The organism is Fusicatenibacter sp. (genome assembly GCF_977045365.1).
This window is the reverse complement of record NZ_CDRRUH010000001.1, coordinates 1-21,891: the sequence shown is the minus strand read 5'-3', so window position 1 is coordinate 21,891 and position 21,891 is coordinate 1. Positions and strand designations below refer to the sequence as shown.

Genomic DNA, 21,891 nt, shown 5'->3' with positions numbered 1-21,891 from the left:
TCCCTTTAAATCAAGCTGAATATCCACCACCAGTTTTTCTTTATCATATACAACAATATTTTTTGTTTTTCGGGCACATCAAGTTCCTGTATTTTTAATGGACATTTTCTCACTACAGGATCATTCAGTAGTCTCCTACAATACACTTTTCTCTCACTCCTGTCTGTCATTTTACCTCTTTCCTTCAGTCCCACTAATATAACAAACCATGTCAGCCAGTTCAATTGCTGCTCAAAACAATACTCTTTTCTATTTTTGAATTCTATCTCTGCATGTTCTATTATTTTCTTACACGATTCCCATCTTCCCTCTCGAAATGATTTCGAAATAGAATCTGGATTATACCAGTAATGATAAATTCCGGCTTCTTCTTTATAGTAAAATTTTTGTGTACATAAAATCACTTTTGCACTGAAAAGGATGTCTTCACTAAACTTAATCTCTTCGAAAAAAAATATCTGATTTTTCTTCAAAAAATCCGTTCTATACAATGCTCCCCATGCCCCAACAACAGGTCCCAAAGTTAATTGACTCGTAGCCAGCAGTCTTGGATATATTTCTTGTAAAATTCTCTTTCTATCATAAATTCCTCCCTGCATTTCTCTTACTGTTTCCACTCGACATGGAACATTTCTTTCCATCCCTGGCCATTCTGTCCGAAATGCTCTATATCTGACGAAATCTACCTGATATTTCTGCGCCAGCTCATAGAGCTGCTGCAGTCCGTCTTTTTCCAGCCAGTCATCACTGTCCAAAAAGAAAATATATTTTCCAGTTGCCACTGTTATTCCCCTGTTTCTTGCAGACGCAAGTCCTCCATTTTTTTTATGAATCACTCGCACTCTTCTATCTTTTTCCGCATATTGATCGCATAAAACCGGACTCTGGTCCGGTGATCCATCATCAATCAATATGATTTCTATATTTTCTACCGTTTGATTCCGCACGCTGTTTACACAACGTTCTATGTAGGCTTCGACGTTATAAACGGGGATAACAACAGATATTACCGGCCTATTCATTTTTCTTTTCTCCTGTTATTTTCGCTAAATATTCTTCTGCTTCTTTCCTCTCTTTCTGCAGGATGGACTCGATCCTTTGCCAGTTTATCTTTTTTGCTGTCTGCAGTTTTTTCACATGATCCATCTTCCTGTCCTCCACTCCAAATACTTTCAATAAATCATTCATCCGCGTATTGATACGTTCTTTTCTTTCGATCACAAAAAATTCTTTATGGAAAATTAATGCAAACGCTGTTGCATGAAATGAATTAGAAACTACAGCTTCCGCATTTAAAATTAAATTTACAAATTCCAACGGCCCAATATCTGCATATACTTTGTCACAGATTTCTGTTTTAAAAACCGACCAGATCTCTGTTTTTGTTTTTTTAGAAATTTTTTCCGCAATTTCCTCAGCCACGCAGTTTTTATCAAAATCATAAAGCAGCACATACTTTTTATTCGTCTCTGTTTCCGGCAATATTTTTTTCCACTGACACTGTTTCAGCAAAAAAACAGGATCACAATTTCTTTGAGACTGAAGTCCCATTTGCTTCACCAATGCAGCTCCTGTCTGCTCTCTGACCGAAACAGCATCAAAGGATTTAAGCCATTCCTTCATACGCTGTCGGTCTTTTTCTTTTAACTCATCAACTGCAAAACTCGCCGCATACGATGCCTTTCTTCCCTTTTCCGTAAATTGCAGAAAGAATGCAGGATCTTTTCCATTTGGAAAGATTGGATTCCATATCTGATCGCTCCCTGCCAGATACAGGTCTGCTTCTTCTATATTTTTTAGTTCTTCACACGTTCTATATGTTGTATCTGTCAGTTCTAACACATTTTTCCGGAAAGCATCAAATCTATATTTTCTTTTACTGAATAATTTTTTTATTCTTCCTGGCATCTTCACCAGCAAATAAATCTCTCGAATTCCTGCCCTGTCATATTCTGGATTATTTACCGCTTTCAGACTATAATGCCTGCTTAGGTAGTCCGGCTTATAGTCAATAATTTTCACCTCATGACCGCAGTCTTTCAAATATTGCATTAATGCATATGCCTGTAAGCTTGCGCCTGCATTATATACATCATGGCAAGTGATAATTCGTATTGTCATTTCTATCCTCTGCAAATACACTCTATTTTGTTGATTTCCTGCCTGTTAGAATAATCCTTTTTCCTGCACTCCTGCACCAGCTTTTCAAGCCGTTTCGGTTCCCGTAATATTTCACTGATTTTTTCTCCACACGCTCTGTTTTCCAGCGGCACTATGATTCCATCTATTCCGTTTCTCAGCTGACTTTCTGCTGTTGGATATCCCGTAATAATCACCGGTTTTCCAAGCATTTGAGCTTCCCTTACAGCTACACAATTCCCCTCATATCTTGATGGCTGCACATAAACATCACACGCCCTGATATATGGATATGGATTCTCTTTTTTCCCCAGAATTTTTACATATTGTTTCATTCCCATCTCACATATTCTTTTACGGATTTGCTTTTCATTTTTTCCAAAACCAATTAAATACCAGGTTACTTCCAATCCATTCTGCCTGATTTGCCGACAGATATCCGGCACATTATCAAAATTTTTAGCATAGCAGAACCTGCCAATTGACAATATTTTTATCCCCGATGCATTCATTTCTTTTTCCACTGAAAAACTTTCTGCCTGTCTTTTGATGAGCTGTTCCGGCAAAATATTTTTTATCAATATAATTCTATTTTTTAATGTAGGAAATTTCTTCAAAAATTCTTTTGTAACTGCCTCTGAGATAGATGCGATATAATCATATGCCTTCCACATTTTTGTTTCGGATAAAATATCAATCTGCACCTGGGAATAGTCCGTATGGATCCATGCGATCTTTTTCTTAGCATTTACTTTCTTCGTCACAATATAATGTGGTGTCAGAAAACTTACCGCCAGATCATACTCCTTTTGGGGTTGTATTCGCGGCATAAAAGGACTGGTATATTTATGGCTATATTCTAAATTCACATCACTGTCTCGGTAATTATGCTTATGATCATAAATCGCTGCCGCTGTTTTTCCATATAGCCTTGCCATTGTTAATAAAACATGTCCCTCTTTTAAAGTTGCCTTCATTGGGTGCGCCAAAACTGTATACGCAGCTTTTTGCGGAAGCAGATGGACTTTATCCGGAATCGCATCCATTAATTCTCCTTCCTGACGAAGCAAAAAAAGATCTATTTCCCATTTGCTTTCATCCAGTGCTTCTAAAAATCCTATCAGACTTCTTTCCGCACCACCCAATTCCAACGCATGTGATACAAGTAACATTGTTCTCTTCATATTCGAAACCTCTTAAATACATCTACTCCCCAAATCCTATGAATCGGTCTTGTTATCTTCCCTCGCAATTTTTGTGTCCTGTTCATCCAGGATGCCGCATACCAGTGAATAGAAAACGTATCTGCTGTTTTTTCCAGCTTTCCCGTTGCACTGTCATATGGATTCAAAACATTCACCGGATATACTGCCGCTTCCCATATTTTTTGTTTCTGCCCATTCTGTTTTAAGCCTAATGCTGTCAATGCTTTTGTATTCAGTTCCGGACACATTTTTACTCCATTTTTTCCATCCAGCAGTGCATCATATTCTTTCAGCATCGCCTGAATTACTGTTCCATGCGCAATGGACCCAAAGCCCAGTCCCGTATTTACATACCGCTTATTTTCAAATCCGAAATATGCATCTTCCTGCAATAGCTTTTCCAGTGGCCGAATCACTTCCACGTCTGTATCCAAATAGATGCCTCCATATTTTTCCACCGCCCAAAGTCTGACATAATCGCTTAAATATGCATACTTTTTTTCTGCATAGCACATTCGTGTATATCCATTCATGTCTATATCAAAATTTTCTTCATTCCATTCGATCATTTCATAGTCCGGGCAATACTGATGCCAGCTTTCTATGCACTTTAAAGCTAATCGGGATTTCTTCCCTTTCCCAAACCAACAATAATGTATTTTCTTCGGTATCATGTATCCATCCCTTTCTATCGCATCTTTTATTCACTGGTTCTCATTCTTGCATTGCTTTCTAATTTTCTTTTATGAAAATAGTCATAGACTTTCTCTGGCAAAATTCCCACAAGAATTGGCCGCATCGCATATAGGTATCCGCTTATCGGCAGCCCCAGTTTTCGGACCGCTATTCCTTTTACGTAGGCCTCATTTATTCTGTATCGAAGCTTTCTTCTTTTATATGCTGCTCTGTCATCCCGCATGAGATAAAGCTGTTTTTGAATATTTTTACCTCTGTATCCCGCCTCATACATTTTTATCCATAAATGATAATCTTCTACCCGTAAAATACTTTTTTTCTCTGTGTATCCAGCCACTGCATCGTATGCTTCTTTTCTTACCATACATGGTGCATGGCAAAACGGAGATCCATACAGAAAATCCTTTTTCTTTGGATATTCCGGATGACTTATCTTTCCCCATATTCCTGTTTGATCAAAATATCCCATATCTGTGCTTACGATCGAAATTGTTTTCTCTGTTTCCAATGTTTCATATTCAGCCGCAAATCGTTCCGGCAGACAGATATCATCTCCATCCATTCTTGCAACGTACTTTCCTTTGACCGCTTTCAGACATCGGTTCAAGGTATAATTAAGTCCCCTGTTTTCTCTGTTTCTCAGTAAGATCATTTTTTCCGGATATCTTTTCATATAAAGCTCTGCCACTTCGTACGTTGCATCGGATGATCCATCATCGCACATAATCAACTCCCATTCTTCCATTGTCTGGTTTAAAATCGACTCAATTGCTTCTGACAGCGTATCCGCACAGTTATACATTCCCATAATTACACTGATCTCTGGATTTTTCATATAAGCCCCCATATAAAATGCATCTGATAATAAAAGAATCCAATATATCCCAAAACAGCAGCACTTTTTATAATTTTCGCCGAATTCTCTGTAAAAATATTTTCCATTTCCCAGGGAAGTAAAATGGACGCAGAATACATAGATCCATAGGAAATCAGCCGTCCTATGAATATACCGGAAGTTTTCATTGATACAACTGCAATTCCACTTGTCAGGATTGAGAAGTTTGTCATAATGTTAATTACCGGGTTATCCGCTTCTTTGATCTGCCTGCGTCCAACCACAGAAAAAATCATAGGAATAGAATAGACAAATACTCTGATTGGATTGGTTCCATTATCCTCCCACTCTTTCCAGTCCGTTACCATATTAGAATACTGTGTATTTGACAGCGCATCGTTCATCCCATCTGTAAACCTGTTTACAAATATCAGTATTAAAATGCATCCTAAAATACACAGCACACTCTTTTTATTCCATGCTTTCCCCTGCACAATAAAGATAATCGGTACCATAAGAAGCGCTGACGCATGGAACGTTGCCCCTAACAGGATAATTACTGTCAGTGGTACATATTTTCTTTTCAGAAGCAATGGAAATCCCGCCATAATAATTGCAATCGCCAAAAACTGGCGAATACCATTCTGACACCAGGACATGTAATCCGTTCCTGCAACAAAAATAAATATACTCATCCAATAGTTTTCACTATATTTCCGGTAGATAAATGCCATGCATAACATTTGTACTGCAGCTATGATCAGAAAAAAACAAACAGATGAATTTCCAATAAAGCTTTTTAAAACCACCATGAAAACGGAAAAACCTTTATCTTTTTTTATTCCCTGAAGATAGAATGGGAGCTCGGCTATCCTATTCGGTGCTTCGCTGAAAACTCTCCGGTATGCATAGGTGTCTCCAAAATTATCAGATCGTAATGCTGCTGCTATTATGTACGGAATCACCAGCAGCACCGCCGGTGCCATCTGCCATCTTTCTTCGATCCTTCCCATAACGATCTCCTGCTTTTTCGGCAGAAATCTTGTCAGAATTATCCCTGCTGTCAAAATCCAAATTAATTGAAACCAATAGTTCGTTATGGACATCTTTCACATCTCTCCTTTTGTTTTACTGAAATTCTCTTTTTTCATCCTCCCGCAGACTCTGCACTGTTTTCTCCACCACAACTTCTTTCCGAAACTCTCTCTCCATCTTCTCTCTCCCCGCCTGTCCCATCCTCTCCCGTTCTTCTCTGCTGCAATGCAGCATCTCTTTCATTGCCCGATACAGCATTTCTTTATTTTTCGCCTCAACCAGCAGACCGCTTTTCCCATTTTCTACGCTCTCCCTGCACCCCGGAATATTGCTTGTGATGACCGGGCGGCCTGTGGCGGCGGCTTCTAAAAGGACATTACTCATTCCCTCATGGTAACTGGGAAGCACTACGCAGTCTGCTTCTATGTAAAACGGACGTGGATCCGGCTGAAAGCCGTAGAAATGGGCGATGTCGCATTTTTCCAGTTCTTTTACCTGTTCTTTGTATTCATCCTCAAAAAATCCAACCAGGTCAAGGACAAAGTTTTCGTTTTCTTTTTTCAGACGCCGGACGGCATAAAACAATTCGTCGATTCCTTTTTCTTTCATGATTCGTCCAAGATACAGAAAATGGATTCGTGTGTGCTTCGGATAAGGCTGCATTTTGTATCTCTCTAAATTAATTCCCGCACCGGGCAGGACGATCTGGCGATCGGCGGATATGATTTTTCTTTTACAAAATTCACAGGCATTTTCTTTATTTTCGAAAAAGACGTATTTCACTTTTTGGAACGCTTTTTGATATAAAATTGTAACAATCCAGGCTAAGACTGGTTTTTGAAATGCCGTTCCCAACCCCTGTACATTGGCATAATACGGAATTTGCTTTTGACCGCTGAGCAGGCCTATGTAGATATTCGGTTTTATGGAATAGGTGAGTACAAGATCTGGCTTCACTTTTTTCAGCAGCCGATCATAATCCCATAGCAGCTTTGCTTCCGTGAATGGATTCACCCCACGGCGGTTCATGGATATTGGAATGCATCGGATTCCCATGTTCTGGAAATCTTCTTCATGCCCGACAAATGGCATCGCCAGAATCACTTCATATTCTTTCTGCAATGCTTCTGCCAGTTCTCTTCGAAACTGCCAGAACATATACGAATGGTTTGTTACAATCAGAAGTCGTTTTTTCATTGTTCTTTCCCGTTTCGTGTAATATCTTGCATTGTTTGATTACTTATTTCATTATTTCTTTTATAAATTATATCATCTTTCCATTAATATGCAATTACTTTTCTCATTATTTTCCAGTAATTTTCTTTCGTTTTCGACAGTATCCACTCTGCTTTTACTTTTTTCTTCTCTTTTCCCCATTTACCGCCGCCTGTTTTCCAACTACGAGAAACACACATTTGGTTCAGAGTTCGTAAACAAGGTCAGATCCTTTTCTATGCAAAAACAGGGCAGAACGTTTTGTTTTTTCCACACGTTCTGCCCTGTTTTTCCTTCCGGTTTTAATGATTTACTTTCGCTTTCTGCATCTGTTTTTCCATCATTCCCTCATGAATTCCATCCTGCCGCAGTACCGCGCCGGCTGTCTTCCAGAGGCATTCGAGATCCATTCCTAATGCAATGTGATGCACATAATATCCGTCCAGTTCCGCTTTCTCCCGGATCGGAAGTTCATCCCGCCCATGGATCTGTGCCCAGCCGGTGAGGCCCGGACGGACACTGTTTGCGCCGTACTGCTCCCGCTCAGAGATCAGATCCTCCTGATTCCAGAGCGCCGGACGCGGACCGACGAGCGCCATGTCGCCTTTTAAAATATTGAAGAGCTGCGGCAGCTCATCGAGGGATGTTTTCCTTAGAAAGCGTCCGACTCTTGTGATAAAGAGATCGGGATGGTTCAGCAGATGTGTCGGCATATCATGCGGCGTGTCGATGCGCATCGTGCGGAATTTGTATATGTAAAAATACTGCCCGTTCCGGCCCACTCTCTTCTGCCGGAACAGCACCGGTCCCGGAGAATCCAGGCGGACTGCAATGCCGACTCCCAGCAGCAGCCACGATAATGCTGCCGTTCCCACAAGCGCCAGCAGACGGTCCAACAGATTTTTCAGATACTTTTGATAAACTCCTTTTTTCTTCTCCCTCATGCTTTTCCTCCCTGCTCCCTTGCTGTCCGGTCACTGTTCCGACGTTCCTTCTCTTTCCCATAGCCGTACTTTCCGTAGCCGTAACCATATTTTCCATACCCGTAGCTGCCATAGCTGCTGTATCCGTAGCCCGTCGTGCCCTCCTGCACGCCGTTCAGCACATAGCCGCAGACCGGAATCTGCGAATCCTCGAAAAATTCCAGGGCACGCCGGACTTCCCGGTCCTTCGTTGTTCCCTGATGCACCACGAGAACTGCTCCGTCGGCAATTCCGCCGAACAGTGCCGCATCCGAAAGCACTCCGCACGGCGGCGTGTCGATGATCAGAAGATCGGCCTCTTCTTTCAGACTTTCGATCATGGTATTCATCCGTACCGAGCGCAGCAGCCTCGCAGGGTTCTGCGTACTTCCCGCTCCCGGCAGGATTTTCAGCATCAGATCCCGGCAGTCGGTAAGTGCCTCCTCCCAATCCATCTGTCCCTTCAGCACGGCAGCAATTCCACGCTCTTTCCGTCCGATCAGTCCCATACACTTCATCACCGAAGGATTCCGCAGATCTCCGTCCAGCAGTATTACGCGGTATTTCTTCTTTGCGAACGCCTCCGCCAGGTTCACGGCAACCGTCGTCTTTCCCTCCCCCGGCACGGCACTCGTCACAAGAAGAACCGGACAGTCACTTTTTCCAATTATTCTGTCCTCCGTCCTTGTCCGGATCAGCTGCACCGCCTCTTTGAAGGCATCCGGCACTTTTGGATTGCAGATGGTAATGGTCTGTTCCTTTACGCTGCTTCTTTTTTTGATCTTCGCCTGCGGCAGATTTCCAAGGAATGCCGCATTCGTCAGCTTTTTAATATCATCCGCCTGACGAATTGTCTTTCTTGTTCTCACGTAGAGGAACAACAGCAGGAAGGCCGCTGCAAGACCCGCTGCAGCACCATACGTGCCGGCCCGCACCGCATCCTGGCTGTTAACCGGCGCTGCCGGAACACCGCTTTCATCCACCACCGTCAGTGCCGTCGCACCGATGATATACTCTGCCACCTCCGGATAATTCGTGATAACGGATTTCATCACCCGATACGCCGTCTCCGGTGACGCGTCCCGCACACGGATAGTAAAAAGATTGGTATTTTCCATCACGCCCGCCTGAATTTCCGATGTCACCGCCCCAATTCCAAGATCCCGCGCCACAACATCCTTCAGTACGCCGCTTGTCACAAGATACGGAAAGGTCTTTCCAAGCTGCTGTGCCGTTACATTATCGTAATAAGAATAACCGACCGCACGGTTCGATCCGACCACGAACGAGGTATATGCCTCATAGACCGGCTGATACCGCAGCTTTGCCGTCAGAAAGGAGCCGCCTCCTGCAAGGATTACAAGCGCCAGCACACCAAAGAAGAATTTCCGGAGCGCCTGGAAATACTCCGCCAGAAAGGCGATCAGATCTATTTTCTCCGGTTCCGCTGCGGAATAGGTTTCATACGTTTCTCTGTTCATGCTCTTTTGCTCCCTCTCATCGTTCTGCCCTGCTGTAGGCGCCGTATCCGTAACCGTAACCATAGCTGCCTCCGATCCGCTCGCCGAATCCCGGATAAACATTGTCGAACACACAGCCGATGACCTTTTCTTCTTTCTGGTTCAGCGCGTCGATGGCATCGTTAATGTCCCGTGTCAGCACGCCGTCCTGCCGAACGGCAAGAACCGCACCATCAGCCAGCTCCACAAGCTCCTCCGCATCCGCGGCCGCGCCCATCGGCGGCGTATCCAGAATAATATAATCCATGTTTGTCCGGCACGTATCCAGAATCCGCCGGAAAATTTCACCGCCGACTGCTTCCGACGGTTCCTCCAGCCGTTCCCGGCAGATGCCCATGTAAACATTCGTATCCTTGTATTTTTCAAAAACGCCGGATGCCGACTCCTTTCCGACTGCTGCCTGTCCGAAATCTTTTCCGGCCTTTTGCGGAAGTTCAAAAATCTTATACAGCGCCGGCTGACGAAAATCACAGTCCAGCAGAAGGACACGGTTCTGTTCCTCCGAAAGGGCAAGCGCCAGATTGGCGGCAAGCGTCGACTTTCCTTCATTTTCCGCCACACTGGTCACCAGCAGCACTTTTCCCCCTCTCCGGTCGAGTCTTCCGCGCACACGGGAAGTAATGCGCTTCAGGGATTCCACATAGGGAAAGCTCCGTGCCGGATTCGTGATCAGCATGGAGCTGTTTTTCCTCTTTTTTTCATGGTACACGGTTCCCAGCAGATCCGCATCAATCTTGCGGCCAAATTCCGTTTCATTTTTGACGGTATCCCGTAGAAAGGAAAAGAAGCCCACCAGCGCCGCCGTACCAAGCGCGGCCGCCAGAAATGCCATTGCAGCGTACTTTTCCGTCGGAATCCGGTTCGACGGATTGCCGGAAACCTGCGGCTGCTGCAGTGTCTCCAATACTACATTGGGAATAATATAATCCGAAATGGTTGTGTAGTTCGTCAGCACCGACCGCAGTACCCGAAAGGCTGTTTCCGGCGAATCGGCTGTCACGGAAAGCTCCATTAAATTGGATTCCGGCACAATTGAAGCGCTCATACCCGCCGGAAAGGATGAGCATCCCAGCTCCTCCATCACTTTTTTCTTTAAAATATTGTTTTCCAGAATCGCCTGAAATTTCTGCGTCATCTCATACGTCGCAGAAAGGCTCGATGCTGCATTTGCATTCTCACCGCGCCCCATCACGGCAAACGTGGTTTTCACCGTGTACTGATCTCGATGGACTGCCGTCAGCACCGTGTAGGTTATCATCGCCGCCGAACAGGCAATCAGAAGGATGATCCACCAGTTTTTTGCCATATCACACAGAATGCTCCGAAGATCCCAGTCTGCTTCGCCGTTCTGTCCGTTTCCTGTTCTGTCGTATTCTCCCATCTGGAACCTCCTCATTCATTGACGCAGACAATCAGGCGGATGGAGCCTGTCTTTCCCTCCTCTGATGTCACGGTATACGTTACTTCATAGACACCTTCCTTTCCGGTGTCAACCGGATTCTCTATGGAAAGTTTTTCTTCCCCAAGGATCTCGTCTTCCGCGGAAACCGCGTGAAGTTCATCGTCCTCTCCTTTTTCATACGTCATCAGATCCACATTCACCTGTTCCAGATAATCCTTCGGATCAAACGCCTGCTGCAGTTCCAGATGGATCAGATATTCGCTTAAAGTAATCTGCGGCTTTCCGCTCTCCTCGGCCGGATCGTAGAGTTCCACCGTCACCGGAAGACTCGTCACATCCCCGGCACGGTTGGCAGCAGAATACGTTACCTGATACAGCCCGGGCGTGCTGCTGATCTCATCCTGATACGAGAGCCGGATGCGGTCCGTAATCGTTCCGTCCAGACAGTCCTCTGCGGAAAGTCCTTCCGTCAGGTCATCTGCATTCACACTGAACCGGAGCGGCCCATCCAGGGAAAAGACCGGCGATGTATAGTCGTTATAGACCATTTCCCGTTCCGCGTGGGTGACATTGTTGTCCGAATCAAAGGCAACGATGCTGATTTTCCGCCGCCCTTTTTCGATAAAGTTGGAAATATGTTCTACTGCAAGCGAATCCGTCACATCGCCGTCCTTCGCATCGTACGCCGTCACGCCGGACAGAAGCTCCGCCTCATCCGCGTGGATACTGACCGAAATTTCACTGTTATCCATCGAAATCTCTGGCCCTTTCCCGTCTTTTCCGGTTCGCTGCCGCATCAGGCACCCGCCAAACGCGAGCGATGAGGCAAGAAATAAAATCAGAACAGCCGCTCTCATTTTGTGCATATCCTTTTGATGTCTCCTTTCGTTTTTCAGACAAACCAGCGTCTTTTCCGCCTTCGTTCCGGAGACGGCTCATACAGAACCGGCCGGTTCTCCAGAATTCTCCTCGGATTTACCTTCAGCAGAAGCTCCGCATACGATTCACCGTACCACTCCGACAGAAATTCCCGGATCGGTCTCATGTCCGGCGTCCGGTAATCAGCGCGGTGGGCATCGCTTGCCGCACAGCCTGCCAGACGGTTTTCCAGCAGATAATGCGCTGTCCGCTCTGCTTCTTTTCCAAATCTTCCAAATACGCTTCCTTTGTTCATCTGCAGAACTGCACCCATTTCCCGGAACTCATACAGAAGCTCCGGCGAATCCTGCACGCAGAAATACCGCTCCGGATGTGCCAGCACCGGGATCTTTCCCATGGCCGGAAATTCCATCAGCCGCCTTCTGATCCCGTCCGGTGCCATGTCAAACGGCACCTCGATCAGATAATAGCGGCTTTCATGAAGCGGTATCAGCTTTCTCTCTCTGATTTTTTCGTTCAGCGGCCCGATGCTCATAATTTCCATGCCGCGCACCAGGCTGATGGGGATGTGTTCCTTCCGGATTTCCTGTTCCAGACGGTAAAACAGCTCCAAAAGCTGCTCCGAATCGTAATTGACATACCCATCCTCCACGCCCTCGATTCCCGTCTGGTTTGCATGCGGTGTCACAGCAAGGATACGCACTCCGCTCTTTGCCGCAATTTCCGCCATCTCAAGGGATGTGGACAGATTCGGGGAACCGTCGTCAACCCCCGGCAGAATATGTATATGAAGGTCCGTCATGCTTCTTTTCTCCTTCGTACTGATATTCCGGCACCATTCTCTTTACCCTCTCGCAGATGTCCGGACATTCGTTTTCCGCCGCCCGCTCGAGTTCTTTCATCTGTTTTCGGAATACCGTCTCATCAAATGCAATCTGCCGGCCGATAAAAATGCGGCTGTTTTCTGTCGTCTGCATCCCCTCCTCATTCATCAGCAGCTCCTCATACAGCTTTTCGCCCGGCCGCAGGCCAATGTACTTGATCTCGATTTCCACTCCCGGCTCATACCCGGAAAGGCGGATCATGTTTTTCGCAAGGTCCGCAATCCGGACAGGATCTCCCATGTTCAGGACAAAAATCTGGCCATTTTTCGCATACGCGCCCGCCTCGAGCACCAGACTGACCGCCTCCGGAATCGTCATAAAATAACGGATGATGTCCGGATGCGTGACCGTCACCGGCCCGCCGTGCTCAATCTGACGACGGAACAGCGGAATGACGCTGCCGTTGCTGCCGAGCACATTGCCAAACCGCACCGCCGCAAACTCCGTGGTGCTGTGTTTTCCAATCATCTGGATCACCATCTCGCAGAGCCGCTTGCTCGCTCCCATAATGTTTGTCGGATTGACTGCCTTGTCCGTCGAAATCAGAATAAATTTTTTTACGTGATACCGGCTTGCCGTGCGCGCCGTCTTCAAGGTTCCGATCACGTTATTTTTGATCGCCTCGTTCGGACTGTCCTCCATCAGGGGGACGTGCTTGTGCGCCGCCGCATGAAAGACGATATCCGGCCGGTACCTGGAAAACATTGACTGCAGCCGCCGTTCATCGCGCACGGAACCGATCCGTACCGTCATGTTGAGATCCGGGAACTCCCATTCCAGCGCTTTCTGGATCTGGTATGCATTGTTTTCATAAATATCAAAAATGATCAGATGACCGACACCGTGGCCTGCCAGCTGGCGGCAGATCTCGCTGCCGATCGAGCCTCCCCCTCCCGTCACAAGAACGGTTTTCCCTTTGACATAATCGAGAATCGCATCGAGATCGACCCGGACGGGATCTCTCGGCAGCAGATCCTCAATTTTAATTTTTTTTCTGATCTTTTTTTCTTCCTTCATAGCTCCCACTCTCATTCTATTCGACGTCTTCCCCGTTCTCAGTCATCCTGTTTTTCCTGCTCCTGCAGACAGTCTTCGAGCAGATACAACAGTTCCAGCGCCGAACGGAAACCTGCTTTCTGTTTTCCGCAGATCAGAAATCCCTGCAGACTGCAATGCTGACGGAACTGAATCTGAATGCTGACCATCCGCTCCGTTCCGGCTGGAAGTGTGGTATCCTGCCGGTTTATCATTCCCTCCGTAAATTCCCATTCGTCTTTTTCTTCTTCCCGCAGGCTTCTCATACGGCTTCCCGCCTCCGGCATACCGAGCAAATCATAAATCCGGTTCATCCGAAGCAGCATTTCCCCGTATCCATCAAACGGAACATCGTAATGCAGAAGCGGCAGGCGGATCACGCCTTTGGAATGGCTTCCGTCCAGCTCCTGAAAACATAAGAATAATGCTACATCTGCTGTTGTATGTACCTTTTCTCTGATTTCTTCCATTTCTCTTCTCATAACCTTCTCCACCCCGCTCTTTCTTCTTGTTTTTATAGTAATGTTATATGTAATATTTATTTTTGGAATATTATACCAAATCTATCTCGCATCGTCAATCTGCTTATGCCTCCTTTTCTTTCGATTTTCACTTTCTTTTCTGTGTTTTTTCTACATGGAGTTTGCTTTTTTGATCTTTTTCGAGTTCTGGTGTCGCGGTGCGTCACTGTTCGTCGAACGATTTTATCAGAAGTGAGGCCTTTCGGCTTGAATGAAATCCTGTGGATGTGCTAAACTACAGTTTGTAATTGTATGATCGTTCCTGTAATGATTTCATAGTTACAGTATCATGTTTTCCTGCACCAGACAACCGCTTCGACGTGAACGGCTGCACATCGACGCAAACGGTAAGTAATTCAGGAGGTGGTAATTTTGTACTCAGAGTTGATTTTTCCATTGAATTCCAACAATCCGGTTCTTCTCGAAATTCCGGTCATCATCACACAGGGCGCCTCGGAACGAATCCGGTTTCCGCTGGATGATCTCATCTATGTGGAGGCCTGTCAGCACCGGCTGATTCTGCATACCGTTCAGGGTGACTTTTCAACCCGGTGCACATTTACCGGCCTGACGGTATGTCTTGCCCCAACCGGCCGTTTTTTCCGCAACGGAAAGGGTCTGCTGATCAATTTCTCCCACGTTGCACTCGTGCAGGCAACCGGCGAGGTTCTGCTGAAAAACGGACAGACCGTCTTCTGCAGCCGCAGACGGAAGCGTGAAACCCGCGAAGCCTTCCTCGCTTATGCCAGAACACTGTCCCGCCGCTTATAATATGATTTTAATTTTCTATGTCCTGCAGCCTTTGATCCACCGATGCAAAGGACAGCAGCCGCTGGTTCTGTTTTCAAACCAACGGCTGCTGTCCTGTTTCTGTTTATTTTTCAGTTTTTCCCTGCCGCTTCCATCCGCGCTGCAAACTGCACATAGAAATCGGTCTCTGTGTCATACGGAAGCAGATAAAACAGCTTCAGAATCCCCATGCTGATCTGTTGCCGCAGTGCGTCATCCTCAGTCCGGCGCGCCTCGTTCTGTTTTTCTCTCAAATAGTAATGCCATTCGTTCGTAAACGCTTCATACTTTCCGAGCTCCGGCGTGTCGAGCCAGCGGCGGACTTTGACTTTTGTCTTATTCTCCTTCGGACATTCGCTGACCTGAAGAAAATAGGAAAACGTTCCGTTCTCATACAGCCGTCCCAGCGGAAACATCCTGCAGAAGCCCGGCCGCGCATCGTGAATGCTGCACCGGCCCTCATCATTTAAGAAACTGCACTGGTCTGACTGCTCCGTCATCTTCAGATGCGGCAGAATCACGCCGTCCACTACGCGGAGCGAAATGTATCCCGCCGTCAGAATCTCCTCCATCGTTTTGCCGAGCTTCCTCTCCAGCCGGTACAGGTCCATCGGATCGAGCACAATCGAGTCGCCCATCCCATGGCAGCAGGCGGAGCATCCGCGGCAGTCGTCGCAGCCCACTTTTACCATATCATTCGCTCCATATCGTTTTCCGTCTGAAATCTTGTCTATATCTACGTTACGTTCCATACTTTCTTCCTGTCTGTTCTTTATTTTTTATACTCAAAATCCGGAATCTGATGCCATCTCTCCCGGAAATAATGTGCCGCCAGTTTCGGCTTGCGGTCGCGGGTGAAGATTCCCTTCTTGTTGCCCTGTACACGCAGGAGGCTCTGGCTCGTCGCAAAGTCTGCGAAGTTTTTCCCCCGGCTGCAGTTTTTTGGTCAGCTCCGCTGCCAGCGGCTTTTCATACCATTTTTCTTGTATGTCCCCCTGTTTTTCCTGCCGGTTTACGTTCCGGCGCGCTCTGCCCCCACGACATGCAGCACCTGGTCCTTTACCTGGAATTTGATTTCCATTCCCGCAAAGGAAAGCCCGTAAACGCGCTCTTCACTGTTCTGATACGACGGGCGCGGATCCTGCTCCAGCACTTTTTTCAGTGCCTCCCGGCGGTCCGCCGGAATTTTTTCCAGCAGCTCGTCCGGAATTTCAACGGAAATGAAGTATTCCTTCGTTTTTTCCGTAAAGCTGCCAAGTGCCTCCGCATGGCTGTCCACATGCGGCAGATACGGTTTGATGTCCAGAATCGGCGTACCGTCCATCAGATCTGCGCCCGACAGATGAAGCACCGGACCGAGTGTCGGATGCTGCTCCACGCCCTCCAGCTTTACCGAAGAAAGCCCGATCGGATTGGGCCGGAACGGGGAGCGCGTTGCAAATACACCGACCCGCTTATTTCCGCCAAGCCGCGGCGGCCGCACCATCGGCGACCAGGTGTCGCGCACAGCCTCGGAAAACTCCCAGATCAGCCAGAGATGGGAATATTCCTCGATGCCGCGCAGCGCATTCGCATCGCGGAACTCCGGTTCAAAGACGATCGTACTCTTTAATTCTTCAATCAGCCCGCTCTGCCGCGGAATCCCGAACTTTTCCGGGAAATCCGTGTGGATCCGGGCAATCACTTTCACTGCAATTTCTTCTGCCAAAACGGTTTTCTCCTTTATCCTTACCAGACTCTGAATAGGTTTATTCTAACATTTTGCCGGAAAAAAGTCCACCTGCCAGCCGGCAGTTGGCGGAAAAGTGTCAGAAAAGAACGGATTTCTCATAATTTGCAAATCCGTTTTTCTATCCTATGACCGAAAAAAAGAACAGGAACCGTTTTGCTGTTCCGATTCCTGTTCTCTCCTCTTTATGCTCCAAGTTCCCGCATGCCTTTCAGCAGGCCTTCGATCTGTTCTGCTATTTCTTTTACTTTCGCTTCCATTCCCAGCAGTTCCTGGCGGTACATCTGATTTTTCTTTTCCGTATCCAGTACATGTACCGTCTGGACCAGAAACGCTCCGGCCTTCGGCTGAAGCTCCTCCGGCAGATGCGTTTCCTTTAAGCGGTTCCGAAAGCTTTCCAGGTCATTCCCTGCAGCCCTCAGATACTGATTCATGTGGATCCCTGTGTGGCGCATCATCGCTCTGCCCTCGCCGCGTACCTTTGCGTACGTTCTCTGGCTTTTGGCTGCATACAATGTCATCTGTACATACATCAGACTGGTCAGCGCCTTTTCTCCGGTCATTGCTGTTTCATATAATTCTTTTTTCACTCTCTCGCTGCTCATACATTCCTCTTTCCGCCACTTTTGTTCCGCTGGCAACGGTTTGGATTGCTCCGGCAGTTCATGTTGTCTTTGGTATTCAGGAGTATAAAAAAAGACTCCTATCATGACGACTGCCACAATAAAAGTCTTGCGTTCTCATTTGATACGGACGTCTCTCGACATCGGCTGACGATTTCAAACCCACCCGGGATGCGTTTTTGTTTCCCGCGGCGTTTCGCTACTCCCTTTTACTTGTTGATGTGTATATTAGCACACTTCCTGTCGAATTGCAAGTATATTTTTTGCATTTTGTCCCTCATTTCATGCAACTTACGTTTTTTCATTTGTGTTTCTTCCTATATAAATGCACCGCCGGAAAGCATACCGCTCCGACTGCCAGCACAAGAAAAACGATATCTGCATACATCTTCACATATCCAGCCGCCTGCTCCCACGCCGCACCGACCGCAGCACCGATTCCGACGAGAAGAATGTTCCACACCGTGCTTCCGATGATTGTAAACAGCAGAAATTTCGGCATCTCCATCCGTGCCATCCCGGCGGGGACGGAAATGAGGCTTCGGATGATGGGAATGCACCGGCCGAACAGAACGGCCCGCTGGCCTTTCTTCTGAAACCATGTAATCGTTTTCCAGGCATCCTCCGCGTGAAATCCGAGAAGCTTCATCGGGCGGCTGTCGAGCAGTTCACTAAGGCTCTCCGGGCTGACAAGCGTTCCCGCTCCATAGAGAACCAGCGCCCCGAGAAGCGATCCTGCCGTGGATGACAGCACAACGCCCGCCGGATGCAGACGGGTGCATGTCGTCAGAAAACCGCCGAACGTCAGAATCACCTCAGAGGGGATCGGCGGAAAGACATTTTCCACTGCAATCAGAATCAGGACGCCGACATATCCAAAGCGGTTGACCATATCCAGGATTACGTTCTGCAAGCTTTCTCCGTTCCAGCAGCTCCGCACCGTTTTGAGACCTGCGGCGTTTTCCCGTCTCTGCTCTGCGTCACGGAATCGCTGCTTTTTCCTTCTTCCCCTGCATTCTATGCACCGCCGCCCCTCTGCATGACCCTTTTTTCCGCCAAAACTTTCCTCTGTTTACGATTCCGTCAGATTTTCTTTGTTTTGTTTTCATCTTCTCTTCAGAAAAGCTTTATCTCATGTACACATTCTGGTCACAATTTTTCCGTATACTAATCTCATCAACAACGAAGGAAACAAACACAAACCTCCATCGTTTTTCTATAAATTTTAACCAGGAGACAGCAAAGCACCCTTGGAAGCATGTCTCCCATGCCAACCTTTCTAATAGATAGATTTCTTTTTCATACCGCCGGGACCCTGACAAGTCCCGGCCTCTCTCCTTTTTAGGAGATTTTTTTATTTTCAGCTCTTTTTTTCCTTAATTTTCTAAAGTTCCCACGATAATTTTTTCTTGCACGTGACTTTTCCGTATAGTAAAATAAAAATAGTTGTTTTTTAACAGACACCATGGATAAAAAAGGGAGAAAAATACCATGAAGATTGGATTTGACAATGAGAAGTACCTGAAAATGCAGTCTGAGCATATCCGCGACCGCATCAACCAGTTTGACAACAAGCTGTATCTGGAATTCGGCGGAAAGCTGTTCGACGATTTCCACGCATCCCGCGTTCTTCCGGGCTTTGCACCGGACGCCAAACTGCGCATGCTGATGCAGCTCTCCGACCAGGCAGAGATTGTAATGGCAATTTCCGCAGCCGATATTGAGAAAAACAAAATCCGCGGCGACCTCGGCATCACCTATGACAGCGACGTGCTCCGTCTGATCGACGAGTTCCGCGGACGCGGCCTCTATGTCGGCAGTGTTGTCATCACGCAGTATTCCGGACAGCACAGTGCAGACGCGTTCAAGAAGAGACTGCAGAAGCTCGGCATCCCGGTTTACATTCACTACACGATTCCGGGCTATCCGCACAATGTGCCGCTGATCGTGAGCGATGAGGGATACGGAAAGAACGAGTATATCGAGACAACCCGCCCGCTCGTTGTCGTTACCGCACCGGGACCGGGAAGCGGAAAGATGGCAACCTGCCTTTCCCAGCTTTACCATGAGCACAAACGCGGTGTAAACGCCGGCTATGCAAAATATGAGACCTTCCCGATCTGGAATCTGCCGCTGAAGCACCCGGTCAACCTGGCTTACGAGGCTGCTACCGCCGATCTGAACGATGTCAACATGATCGACCCGTTCCACCTCGAGGCATACGGCATGACAACCGTCAACTACAACCGTGATGTCGAGATTTTCCCGGTTCTGCGTGCGATCTTCCAGCAGATCTTCGGCGAGAGCCCGTACAAATCCCCGACCGACATGGGTGTCAATATGGCCGGAAACTGTATCATTGATGATGAGGCATGCCGCGAGGCTTCCCGTCAGGAGATCATCCGCCGCTACTACACCGCTGTCGACGGCATCGCAGACGGTTCCCGTTCCGAGACCGAGGCTTACAAGATTGAGCTGCTGATGAAACAGGAAAACATCGTTGCCGCAGACCGCACCACCGTTTCCCCGGCTCTCGTCCGTGCCGAGGCAACCAGCGCACCGGCTGCTGCCATGGAGCTTCCGGACGGACGCGTCATCACCGGAAAGACCGGCGATCTGCTTGGATCGAGTGCAGCGCTTCTGCTGAATGTGTTAAAAGAGCTCTCCGGCATCGACCATGACGTACATGTTCTCTCACCGGAATCCATCGCTCCGATCCAGACCCTGAAAACCAAGTACCTCGGAAGCAAGAACCCGCGTCTTCATACCGACGAGGTTCTGATTGCGCTGTCTGCTACTGCTGCACAGAGCGAGGATGCACAGAAAGCACTCTCCTGCCTGCCGCAGTTAAAGGGCTGCCAGGTGCACTCCAGCGTTATGCTCTCCGATGTGGACCGCAAAATGTTCCAGCGTCTGGGATGCGATCTGACCTGTGAGCCGAAATTTCAGTAAATTATTTTTATATCTTGGACATAAAAAATCCAGGGCATACGGTACTTTCCGTACCTGCCCTGGATTTTTTTCTGTCCGGCTTCTGTTTATAAATTTTCTTTTCCGAATCCCATCGGCAGCAGCTCCTCGAGTGTCATTTCTTTCCAGGAACCGTCGCCCTTGCAGAGAAGGACGAGAAATTCGTTCGGATCAACGAATTCCCGCAGAACCTGACGGCAGACACCGCACGGTGTGCAGAAATCCTCCGGCTCTGCCTCTCCCGGGCCGCCGCAGACGGCGATCGCGTCAAATTCCGTTATGCCCTCGGATACGGCTTTGAAGACCGCGGTGCGCTCCGCGCAGTTTGTCGGTGTATACGCCGCATTTTCAATGTTGCATCCGGTATAAATCGTTCCATTCTTTGCCAGAACCGCCGCACCTACGCGGAATTTCGAATACGGCACATACGCAAATTTCCGCGCCGCCAGAGCCTGTTTTACCAGCTCCTGTTTTATTTCTGTGCTGATTTCCTGTTTCATATCCAGCATCCCCTTTCCAGTATCCCCTTATTTTTTCTTTCTTATTTCTGATCTTCCAGGATCAGAATCCGCAGCGCCTCGATGGCTACCTGGATCGCACCTTCCGTATCGTGCGTAATGTGGTTCTCCATGCCGCGTTTCACTCTCTCCTGATTTCCCATCACAAGAAAATCCGATCCGGCACGGACGCCGCGGGCACTTGCCACGATAAAGAGCGCCGCCGATTCCATCTCTGACGCTTTGCATCCAAGCTTCATCCATGCATCCCATTTTTTCAGCAGCTCATCACCGACCGGCATCTGCTCCGGGTCGTGCTGGCCGTAGAAGGAATCTTTGCACTGTACCACGCCCGCATGCCATTTTTTCCCAAGATTCTTTGCCGCCTGCACCAGCGCATTCGTCACGGTAAGGTCTGCTACCGCCGGGAACTCGATCGGTGCGTATTCCTTTGACGTTCCCTCCGCACGGATCGCTCCCGTTGCCACCACGATATCGCCGCCCTCTACATCGAGTGCCATACCGCCGCATGTTCCGACACGGATAAATGTATCGGCGCCGCACTGGATCAGCTCTTCCATCGCGATGGAAGCCGACGGACCGCCGATGCCGGTAGATGTAACGGAAACCTTTACACCGTCCAAAGTACCCGTATAAGTCACAAATTCCCGGCTGTCTGCGACGAGCACCGGGTTCTCAAAGTAAGCTGCAATTTTTTTACACCGTTTGGGATCTCCCGGCAGAATCACGTACCGTCCCACATCGCCTTTTCGGATCTGCAGATGGTACTGCAGCCCTTCTTCTCCTGAATAATTCTGCATATGCAAAAACCTCCTCATATAATCAAGTGTTTTTTATTGAAAATTCAAGGTTTTTCAACCTTTCATATCTCAGTGAATAAGCCACAGCTATGAGCATTTCGATGTATCAGGTACTGAAATAGCGGTTGAATGGT

The 21,891-nt window shown here is 47.5% G+C and carries 21 protein-coding genes and 2 pseudogenes; 2 read left to right on the top strand and 21 right to left on the bottom strand.

Annotated features, from left to right (window positions below; translation table 11 throughout):
- Positions 1–5 precede the first annotated feature (5 nt).
- From ACY2VW_RS00115 to ACY2VW_RS00050, 14 genes and pseudogenes are all read right to left on the bottom strand, one after another.
- Positions 6–1,022 (bottom strand): glycosyltransferase family 2 protein, encoded by a 1,017-nt coding sequence (locus tag ACY2VW_RS00115; RefSeq protein WP_461876576.1) that lies wholly within the window; start codon positions 1,020–1,022, stop codon positions 6–8.
- Complete coding sequence (locus ACY2VW_RS00110) at positions 1,015–2,121, bottom strand: polysaccharide pyruvyl transferase family protein (RefSeq protein WP_461876575.1); 1,107 nt, start codon at positions 2,119–2,121, stop codon at positions 1,015–1,017. The genes ACY2VW_RS00115 and ACY2VW_RS00110 overlap by 8 nt, the downstream gene beginning before the upstream one ends.
- A 2-nt stretch (positions 2,122–2,123) precedes the next feature.
- Positions 2,124–3,323, bottom strand: a complete 1,200-nt coding sequence (locus ACY2VW_RS00105) for a glycosyltransferase (RefSeq protein WP_461876574.1) — start codon at positions 3,321–3,323, stop codon at positions 2,124–2,126.
- Positions 3,320–4,018 (bottom strand): glycosyltransferase family 32 protein, encoded by a 699-nt coding sequence (locus tag ACY2VW_RS00100; protein WP_461876573.1) that lies wholly within the window; start codon positions 4,016–4,018, stop codon positions 3,320–3,322. Before ACY2VW_RS00100 ends, ACY2VW_RS00105 begins: the two co-directional genes overlap by 4 nt.
- A gap of 26 nt (positions 4,019–4,044) precedes the next feature.
- A complete protein-coding gene (locus ACY2VW_RS00095; protein ID WP_461876572.1) occupies positions 4,045–4,875 on the bottom strand; it encodes a glycosyltransferase in 831 nt (276 codons plus the stop codon).
- Entirely contained in the window at positions 4,872–5,888 is a 1,017-nt protein-coding gene (locus ACY2VW_RS00090) for an EpsG family protein (protein ID WP_461876571.1), read from the bottom strand. The genes ACY2VW_RS00095 and ACY2VW_RS00090 overlap by 4 nt, the downstream gene beginning before the upstream one ends.
- Before the next feature lie 115 nt (positions 5,889–6,003).
- Positions 6,004–7,107, bottom strand: a complete 1,104-nt coding sequence (locus ACY2VW_RS00085; RefSeq protein ID WP_461876570.1) for a glycosyltransferase family 4 protein — start codon at positions 7,105–7,107, stop codon at positions 6,004–6,006.
- A gap of 320 nt (positions 7,108–7,427) precedes the next feature.
- On the bottom strand, positions 7,428–8,069 hold the full coding sequence (locus ACY2VW_RS00080) for a sugar transferase (protein WP_461876569.1): 642 nt from the start codon (positions 8,067–8,069) through the stop codon (positions 7,428–7,430).
- Positions 8,066–9,682, bottom strand: coding sequence for a polysaccharide biosynthesis tyrosine autokinase (locus ACY2VW_RS00075; protein WP_461876568.1), 1,617 nt, complete (start codon positions 9,680–9,682; stop codon positions 8,066–8,068). Before ACY2VW_RS00075 ends, ACY2VW_RS00080 begins: the two co-directional genes overlap by 4 nt.
- Positions 9,585–10,988, bottom strand: a complete 1,404-nt coding sequence (locus ACY2VW_RS00070; RefSeq protein ID WP_461876567.1) for a polysaccharide biosynthesis tyrosine autokinase — start codon at positions 10,986–10,988, stop codon at positions 9,585–9,587. The genes ACY2VW_RS00075 and ACY2VW_RS00070 overlap by 98 nt, the downstream gene beginning before the upstream one ends.
- A gap of 11 nt (positions 10,989–10,999) precedes the next feature.
- Positions 11,000–11,875 carry a hypothetical protein gene (locus tag ACY2VW_RS00065; protein ID WP_461876566.1) on the bottom strand — a complete coding sequence of 292 codons (876 nt, stop codon included), beginning with the start codon at positions 11,873–11,875 and terminating at the stop codon, positions 11,000–11,002.
- A gap of 26 nt (positions 11,876–11,901) precedes the next feature.
- On the bottom strand, positions 11,902–12,690 hold the full coding sequence (locus ACY2VW_RS00060; RefSeq protein WP_461876565.1) for a tyrosine-protein phosphatase: 789 nt from the start codon (positions 12,688–12,690) through the stop codon (positions 11,902–11,904).
- Positions 12,653–13,765, bottom strand: a pseudogene (locus tag ACY2VW_RS00055) (UDP-N-acetylglucosamine 4,6-dehydratase family protein); the annotation flags it as partial. The gene ACY2VW_RS00060 and the pseudogene ACY2VW_RS00055, both read right to left, overlap by 38 nt.
- 62 nt (positions 13,766–13,827) lie before the next feature.
- The gene (locus ACY2VW_RS00050; RefSeq protein WP_461876564.1) at positions 13,828–14,289 is read right to left on the bottom strand and encodes a hypothetical protein; all 462 of its coding nucleotides are present in this window, start codon (positions 14,287–14,289) and stop codon (positions 13,828–13,830) included.
- 411 nt (positions 14,290–14,700) lie between these two features.
- Here ACY2VW_RS00050 and ACY2VW_RS00045 point away from each other — a divergent pair, with 411 nt between their 5' ends.
- Entirely contained in the window at positions 14,701–15,099 is a 399-nt protein-coding gene (locus ACY2VW_RS00045; protein ID WP_461876563.1) for a LytTR family DNA-binding domain-containing protein, read from the top strand.
- Positions 15,100–15,209: 110 nt separating this feature from the next.
- On the opposite strand, the gene ACY2VW_RS00040 is transcribed toward ACY2VW_RS00045, so the two are convergent.
- The 5 genes and pseudogenes from ACY2VW_RS00040 to ACY2VW_RS00020 form a co-directional block, all read right to left on the bottom strand.
- Positions 15,210–15,869: a YkgJ family cysteine cluster protein gene (locus ACY2VW_RS00040; protein WP_461876562.1), complete on the bottom strand. Its 660-nt coding sequence runs from the start codon at positions 15,867–15,869 to the stop codon at positions 15,210–15,212.
- Positions 15,870–15,889: 20 nt separating this feature from the next.
- Positions 15,890–16,039: pseudogene (locus ACY2VW_RS00035) on the bottom strand (glycoside hydrolase family 2 TIM barrel-domain containing protein); the annotation flags it as partial.
- Between the two features lie 90 nt (positions 16,040–16,129).
- A complete protein-coding gene (gene tsaA / locus ACY2VW_RS00030; protein WP_461876561.1) occupies positions 16,130–16,825 on the bottom strand; it encodes a tRNA (N6-threonylcarbamoyladenosine(37)-N6)-methyltransferase TrmO in 696 nt (231 codons plus the stop codon).
- Between the two features lie 206 nt (positions 16,826–17,031).
- Positions 17,032–17,451, bottom strand: coding sequence for a hypothetical protein (locus tag ACY2VW_RS00025; RefSeq protein WP_461876560.1), 420 nt, complete (start codon positions 17,449–17,451; stop codon positions 17,032–17,034).
- A 319-nt stretch (positions 17,452–17,770) separates the two neighbouring features.
- Positions 17,771–18,382, bottom strand: coding sequence for a DedA family protein (locus tag ACY2VW_RS00020; RefSeq protein WP_461876559.1), 612 nt, complete (start codon positions 18,380–18,382; stop codon positions 17,771–17,773).
- Between the two features lie 578 nt (positions 18,383–18,960).
- On the opposite strand from ACY2VW_RS00020, the gene ACY2VW_RS00015 reads away from it, so the two are divergent.
- Positions 18,961–20,421: a DUF1846 domain-containing protein gene (locus ACY2VW_RS00015; RefSeq protein ID WP_461876558.1), complete on the top strand. Its 1,461-nt coding sequence runs from the start codon at positions 18,961–18,963 to the stop codon at positions 20,419–20,421.
- An 86-nt stretch (positions 20,422–20,507) separates the two neighbouring features.
- On the opposite strand, the gene ACY2VW_RS00010 is transcribed toward ACY2VW_RS00015, so the two are convergent.
- A complete protein-coding gene (locus tag ACY2VW_RS00010; RefSeq protein ID WP_461873361.1) occupies positions 20,508–20,939 on the bottom strand; it encodes a cytidine deaminase in 432 nt (143 codons plus the stop codon).
- A gap of 41 nt (positions 20,940–20,980) precedes the next feature.
- Positions 20,981–21,757, bottom strand: a complete 777-nt coding sequence (udp, locus tag ACY2VW_RS00005; protein ID WP_461876557.1) for a uridine phosphorylase — start codon at positions 21,755–21,757, stop codon at positions 20,981–20,983.
- Positions 21,758–21,891: the final 134 nt, after the last annotated feature.

Bases quoted from the DNA above. Each gene is read 5' to 3' on its own strand.
- ACY2VW_RS00115 (WP_461876576.1), bottom strand. From the start codon at position 1,022: ATGAATAGGCCGGTAATATCTGTTGTTATCCCCGTTTATAACGTCGAA.
- ACY2VW_RS00110 (WP_461876575.1), bottom strand. From the start codon at position 2,121: ATGACAATACGAATTATCACTTGCCATGATGTATATAATGCAGGCGCA.
- ACY2VW_RS00105 (WP_461876574.1), bottom strand. From the start codon at position 3,323: ATGAAGAGAACAATGTTACTTGTATCACATGCGTTGGAATTGGGTGGT.
- ACY2VW_RS00100 (WP_461876573.1), bottom strand. From the start codon at position 4,018: ATGATACCGAAGAAAATACATTATTGTTGGTTTGGGAAAGGGAAGAAA.
- ACY2VW_RS00095 (WP_461876572.1), bottom strand. From the start codon at position 4,875: ATGAAAAATCCAGAGATCAGTGTAATTATGGGAATGTATAACTGTGCG.
- ACY2VW_RS00090 (WP_461876571.1), bottom strand. From the start codon at position 5,888: ATGGGAAGGATCGAAGAAAGATGGCAGATGGCACCGGCGGTGCTGCTG.
- ACY2VW_RS00085 (WP_461876570.1), bottom strand. From the start codon at position 7,107: ATGAAAAAACGACTTCTGATTGTAACAAACCATTCGTATATGTTCTGG.
- ACY2VW_RS00080 (WP_461876569.1), bottom strand. From the start codon at position 8,069: ATGAGGGAGAAGAAAAAAGGAGTTTATCAAAAGTATCTGAAAAATCTG.
- ACY2VW_RS00070 (WP_461876567.1), bottom strand. From the start codon at position 10,988: ATGGGAGAATACGACAGAACAGGAAACGGACAGAACGGCGAAGCAGAC.
- ACY2VW_RS00065 (WP_461876566.1), bottom strand. From the start codon at position 11,875: ATGCACAAAATGAGAGCGGCTGTTCTGATTTTATTTCTTGCCTCATCG.
- ACY2VW_RS00060 (WP_461876565.1), bottom strand. From the start codon at position 12,690: ATGACGGACCTTCATATACATATTCTGCCGGGGGTTGACGACGGTTCC.
- ACY2VW_RS00050 (WP_461876564.1), bottom strand. From the start codon at position 14,289: ATGAGAAGAGAAATGGAAGAAATCAGAGAAAAGGTACATACAACAGCA.
- ACY2VW_RS00040 (WP_461876562.1), bottom strand. From the start codon at position 15,869: ATGGAACGTAACGTAGATATAGACAAGATTTCAGACGGAAAACGATAT.
- ACY2VW_RS00025 (WP_461876560.1), bottom strand. From the start codon at position 17,451: ATGAGCAGCGAGAGAGTGAAAAAAGAATTATATGAAACAGCAATGACC.
- ACY2VW_RS00015 (WP_461876558.1), top strand. From the start codon at position 18,961: ATGAAGATTGGATTTGACAATGAGAAGTACCTGAAAATGCAGTCTGAG.
- ACY2VW_RS00010 (WP_461873361.1), bottom strand. From the start codon at position 20,939: ATGAAACAGGAAATCAGCACAGAAATAAAACAGGAGCTGGTAAAACAG.
- udp (WP_461876557.1), bottom strand. From the start codon at position 21,757: ATGCAGAATTATTCAGGAGAAGAAGGGCTGCAGTACCATCTGCAGATC.